Here is a 5201-nt window from a genome sequence, read left to right on the forward strand (position 1 = left end):
GTCTGGCTGTTCCTCGCCGTATGGACCCCTGCGGTGGTGATCAAGGCTTACTTCAATAACCAAAGAGAGGAGTCCAAGGAGCAACGACATAGAAACAAGATCATCGATACGGTCTTTGTCGTAGGCTTGTCACTCTTTGCCATAATCATGATCCTAACCTCATGCTCACAGTCTGTGAGTAACGCCGACTCTGTTGAGAGCGGCTTATCCAATGTTTCTGACGAGATCATTGATAGGTATGGGGTTACTCCGGAGGAGGGAGGTGTACTCATCGGATCTTGTGCTTCGCTCATAGCGAACGAAATCGGACAAGATCAAGGTAAAAAAGAAGAGGACAAGGAAAGAGAGCAAGAGCACGGAGAGGATGATGGTGGAAACTAAATCTATTTCCTTAATCATCAAGCAATAACTACTGCCTTATCGATCTCTTCCCAAACATCTGTCCGGGTCAGTGCAAAACCAACCACACAATCCTCGATCCTACCCTGGGGTAGGGTCGAGGATCTTACTTACATCAACGATCATAAGCACTATATGGGATGTCTCTGAGGCACGGAGGGAGGGATCCTCTGCTCTCAAGATAGATCTACCATTTACTTACTCCAAGGTGCCTTTCCACTGTGAAAACGATCAAGGTATGCTTACTAGCAAACATTGTGAGACTACTACGACCTAGCATGGGTGTGTTGAGAATGAATACGCCATGCGGTAGTTCAGCAGAGTAGCTACGTAATCGCTCACTATAGCCCTCGATAGAGAGGCACAGATTGTGTCATCACTCCTCAGCGGGAAGCTCGGCGGCACGGAGCTTGGCGGAGCGGACGCGGGGATTGCGCTCGATCTCCTCGGCTGAGGGGATGACCGGCTTGCTTGAGAGCGGTCGGAGTGGCGCCCTGAGGTTGCCGTAGAGGTCCGTCTCTCGGTCACCCGCCACGTTGCCGTAGCGGAAGAAATTCTTCACCGGGCGATCCTCGAGCGAGTGATAGGTGAGGAAGACCGCCCGTCCGCCGAGAGCGAGCAGGGTCGGGAGCGACTCCAAGAGCGCATAGAGTGCGCCCATCTCGTCATTCACGGCGATGCGCAGTGCCTGGAAGACCTGCGAGAGCACCTTATTCCGGAGCTTCTTATTCCGCTCTGGGGCGATCGGGTTCAGCGCATCGATCAGCCCCTTCATCGTCTCCAGTTCGCCTCGCTCGGCAGCCTGCTTGATCAGCGTGGCGGCGCGGCGGGACTGCTGCACCTCGCCGTAGGTGTGCAGCAGCGTGGCGAGCTCGCTCCACTCCAGCCGGTCGATCAGCTGGCGGGCAGTCTCACCGGCGGACTGATTCATCCGCATATCTATCGGGGCGTCGTCGTAGCGGAAGGAGAAGCCTCGCCCCTCCTCGTCGAAGTCGTGCGACGAGACCCCCAGGTCGGCGAGCAGACCATTGATGTGCGTCACGCCGAAGTAGGTGAGGAAGCGGGAGAGGTAGCGGAAATCGGTTCGGACAAAGGTAAAGCGCTCATCGCAAATATCGCACCGGTCTCGCGCATCGAGGTCGCGGTCGAGACCGAAGAGGTGTCCTTCGGGTCCCAGCCGGCTCAGGATCTCCCGCGAGTGCCCGCCGCCGCCAAAGGTCGCATCGACGTAGATCCCATTGGGGTCAGTGATCAGGCTGTCGACGGTCTCCCGCAGCAGTGCCGGCACATGGTAGACCCCCGCTGTCGTAGGGCTACTATTCCTCTCCTCACCCATAGACTACTCCAGCACCTCCAGCTTGGTCATAAAGGGGAGCACCTTCCGCGGATAGGTCTGCATCAGTCGGTGCAGCTCACGATCCTCCGAGATCCTAAGCTCCTCCAGCTGCTCTCTCTTCTCGCCCTCTACCTGAAGTGCATAGCCTCCGTCATCGGGCAGGCGAAGGAGTCGAACCGCCGTCACCCCCTCGTAGTCCCGCCAGGTCGGCAGGAGCCGCTCCCGGAGGTAAAAGAGGACATCGTCCAGCAGCTCCGGCTCGCAGGTGAGCGTGATATTGTAGATGTAGCAGCTCATGGACGGCTCTCGTCGAGGTCCTCCTGCGTCGTGACGACGGTGGGATTACGTCCCTCCTTATTCATCCGGAGGAGCCGATCGGATCGCTCCCTCTCGTACTGCTCCTGCGCCTTTTTCTGCGCTTTCTCCTCCCTCTTCGTCAGCTTCTCCTCGTCTTCATTGAGGGCATAGAGCGGTATCGGCTCGCCCACCGCATACTTCATATAGAAGTAGTAGATCACCATCGTGAAGGGAAGGGCAAAGAAGATGCCGATCGCCCCGAGGAGATAGCCCCAGACGGCGAGCGAGAGAATGATGATCGAGGCGCGCATGCCGAGGCTCTTCTGCATGATCAGGGGGCGGAGGACAAAGTCCTGAAGTACCTCTGAGATCATCATGATGATGACTGCGATCAGCAGCACGACCCAGAAGTTTTGCCCCGTAGCCACCGACTGCAGCGCGCAGCAGAGCACCAGCGGCGGGTAGCCGACGATCTGGAGATAGGGGACAAAGTTGAGCACCCCTATTAGCAGTCCGAGAGTGATCCCCATCGGCATCCCCATGAGTCCAAATCCGACCGCAAGGTAGACGGCAATGATCAGTGCGATCAGTCCCTGACCACGTATGTAGCTATTGACGTAGACATTGATCACCTCCCCTGCCTCCATGGCGTAGCGGCGGATCTTGTGGGGGAAGAGGTGATAGAGTCCGTGGATCAGCACCTCATAGTCGAGGAGGATGAAGAAGAGGTACATCACGAAGAGGAAGACCACGGTAAAGCCGCTCACTATCCCCATAGCACTCGAGAGCATATCCCAGCCCGCCGAGGCCGCCTGCATCAGGTAGTCGAGGATCTCCTTGATCTCGAAGTGCTGAAGCCACATGTCGAGGTTGAGCGTATTAGCGACGTCGGCACGGTACTGCTCAGGCACCATCGCCAGCAGCACCTCCGCATCGGTGTAGCGCGAGATCAGGCTCCACCCCTTGCTTACCTCGTTGATCACCGAGGGGATGACAAAGGCGAGGAAGCCCCCGACGATGATCAGGAAGAGCAGCACCACCAGCGTGACCGACCAGCCGCGCTGACGTATGTGCCATTTCCGCTCGAAGTAGTGTACCAGCGGCATCAGCACCGCAGCGGTAATCCAGGCGAGGATAAAGGGCCAAAGGATCACCTTGAGCGAACCGACGATATAGATCGCCAGTGCCATCATTGCGATCGCAAAAACACACCTGACGGTTCGATCCAGGGTGAATTCTTTTCTAAAAAAGTTTGTCAGCATATATATGTACGGATGCCTCTCCGCTCGGAGGAAGTGATATTTTGTCTATCTTTATACCTACGAAGCCCCTTGCCGGGGTCCCAATGGGTGGTTGCGGGTGCCGACGTGGCGCTCACTCCACAAAGATACAACTTTCCATGAGACGCCTTTCTCTATATTTCCTCTCCCTCACCCTCCTATCCACCCTCTCGGCACAGTCCGTCCGGGTCCCCTCCGCCATCCCTGAGCTGCTCGATGACACTGCCTGGGGGCTCAGCGTCCGCGATGTCTCCACCGGGCTCCAGGTGGTGGACCTGCAGGCGAGTCATCTCCTCACCCCCGCCAGCACGATGAAGATCGTCTCCACCGCCGCTGCCTACCGGATCCTCGGACCCGACTACCGGATCCCGACGGAGGTGATGATGACCGGACCGGTTCGGGACGGAGTGCTGGAGGGCGACCTCTGCCTCGTCGGCCACGGCGACCCGACGATCGAGTCCAAGTATCTCCCTCAGGAGGAGCGCTGGGCTCTCTATGACGAGATCTCCGCAGCCCTCAGCGAGCGCGGCATCACACGGATCACCGGCTCGGTACTGGCGCTCTCCGACAGGCGGGACTTCCAGGCAGTGAATCCCTACTGGTCCGCCGTCGATATGGGAAATTACTACGGCGCGGGACACTTTATGCTCAATGTCCTGGACAACACCTACCACCTGAGCTTCCGAAACTATGGAAGGGACTTCAGCGTCTCCCCCGAGGTGCCGGGGCTGCGGCTCGTGGGACTCTACGCCCGCACCTCACGCGTCACGTCGGACTCGCTCTACATCTCCTCCTTCCCCCTCTCCGACGGTTCGCTTGCCATCACCGGTGCCTATCCCTCTCGGGCGAAGAGCCTCGGTCTCCGTGGAGCGGTGCCCGACCCGCCCCTTCTCCTTGCCAAGCGGGTCCGTGACCGTCTCCGGCGGGACGGCATCACCGTGGAGGGCGACTTCCGTACCGTTGCACAACTCCCCCGGGGGAGCGTCCGACTGATGACACACTACTCGCCCCAGCTGAGCGAGGTGATCCGGCTGACCAACCACTTCTCCATAAATATGTATGCGGAGGGGTGCCTTCGCTTGATCGCCGACAGGATCCCCGCCCTCCCAGGCGAGACCGTGACGGAGACGGCGATCCGAGCGGTCCGGGACCACTGGGCTTCGCAGGGGCTCGCCGGCTCTCTCCTGGAGATGTACGATGGGAGCGGTCTCTCGAGAGCCAATAAGGTAGCACCCGCCTACATGACTGAGCTACTCACGAGGGTCTGGTGCGAGTCGGATGGCAGCGGATTTCCCCTACTCCTCCCCACCATCGGCCAGGAGGGCACCCTCCGGCTGCTCCTCGGCGGCACCCGACTCGAGGGCTCAGGACGGATGAAGAGCGGCAGCATCCACGGCGTCACCTGCTACGCCGGGTACATCAACCACGGAGGCAGGACTTACGCCGTCTCAGTGATGGTCACCAACCACACCAAGCGCCACGGGGAGATCCGCCGTGCCATCGGTGACCTCCTCCTCTCCACCTTCGTCTACTGACCCTGTCGGGGGTCAGGTAAAATCTATTACCGGTAATTAGAAACAACGGATCTCATCCTGCTGGCAGTCAGCCCCGTGTAGCTCTACCAACCAAGTCCGACTGCTCTTTTGACCCACAAACAAAAAAAGGCGCCCTGTCCTCATCTGAGGACAGGGCGCCTTTTTTTGTTTCCATACGGGAGAGGATCAGTGCTCCTCCTCCATAGCGTCGGCGTGGGTCGGCTGCACGGTGCCGGCAGGGTGCTCCACGGGCGCGTAGATACTGAGTAGCTTCAGCGGCTCACTATCGGAGGCGTTGATCACATTGTGCCAGGTGCTGAGCGGGATGATGATACCATCGCCGGGCCCCACCTC

The 5201-nt window shown here is 58.9% G+C and carries 6 protein-coding genes; 2 read left to right on the forward strand and 4 right to left on the reverse strand.

Going from position 1 to position 5201, the window contains the following annotated elements; translation table 11 throughout:
* A partial coding sequence (locus tag Q0F21_RS05095; protein WP_297237996.1) for a hypothetical protein occupies positions 1–381 on the forward strand: 381 nt, incomplete at its 5' end.
* 394 nt (positions 382–775) lie between these two features.
* Here the strand turns inward: Q0F21_RS05095 and rsmH are convergent.
* Genes rsmH through Q0F21_RS05110 form a run of 3 tightly spaced genes read right to left on the reverse strand, consistent with a single transcriptional unit; the run spans position 776 to position 3294 of the window.
* A complete protein-coding gene (gene rsmH, locus Q0F21_RS05100) occupies positions 776–1735 on the reverse strand; it encodes a 16S rRNA (cytosine(1402)-N(4))-methyltransferase RsmH (protein WP_297237997.1) in 960 nt (319 codons plus the stop codon).
* Positions 1736–1738: 3 nt separating this feature from the next.
* Positions 1739–2032, reverse strand: coding sequence for a DUF4286 family protein (locus Q0F21_RS05105; protein ID WP_297237999.1), 294 nt, complete (start codon positions 2030–2032; stop codon positions 1739–1741).
* Positions 2029–3294, reverse strand: coding sequence for an AI-2E family transporter (locus tag Q0F21_RS05110; RefSeq protein ID WP_297238001.1), 1266 nt, complete (start codon positions 3292–3294; stop codon positions 2029–2031). The genes Q0F21_RS05105 and Q0F21_RS05110 overlap by 4 nt, the downstream gene beginning before the upstream one ends.
* A gap of 137 nt (positions 3295–3431) precedes the next feature.
* Here Q0F21_RS05110 and dacB point away from each other — a divergent pair, with 137 nt between their 5' ends.
* Positions 3432–4847 (forward strand): D-alanyl-D-alanine carboxypeptidase/D-alanyl-D-alanine-endopeptidase, encoded by a 1416-nt coding sequence (gene dacB / locus Q0F21_RS05115; RefSeq protein ID WP_297238003.1) that lies wholly within the window; start codon positions 3432–3434, stop codon positions 4845–4847.
* Between the two features lie 186 nt (positions 4848–5033).
* On the opposite strand, the gene Q0F21_RS05120 is transcribed toward dacB, so the two are convergent.
* Positions 5034–5198 carry a cupin domain-containing protein gene (locus Q0F21_RS05120; protein WP_297238004.1) on the reverse strand — a complete coding sequence of 55 codons (165 nt, stop codon included), beginning with the start codon at positions 5196–5198 and terminating at the stop codon, positions 5034–5036.
* Between the last annotated feature and the right edge of the window lie 3 nt (positions 5199–5201).

The organism is uncultured Porphyromonas sp. (assembly GCF_934359325.1).
Classification (GTDB): Bacteria; Bacteroidota; Bacteroidia; order Bacteroidales; family Porphyromonadaceae; genus Porphyromonas_A.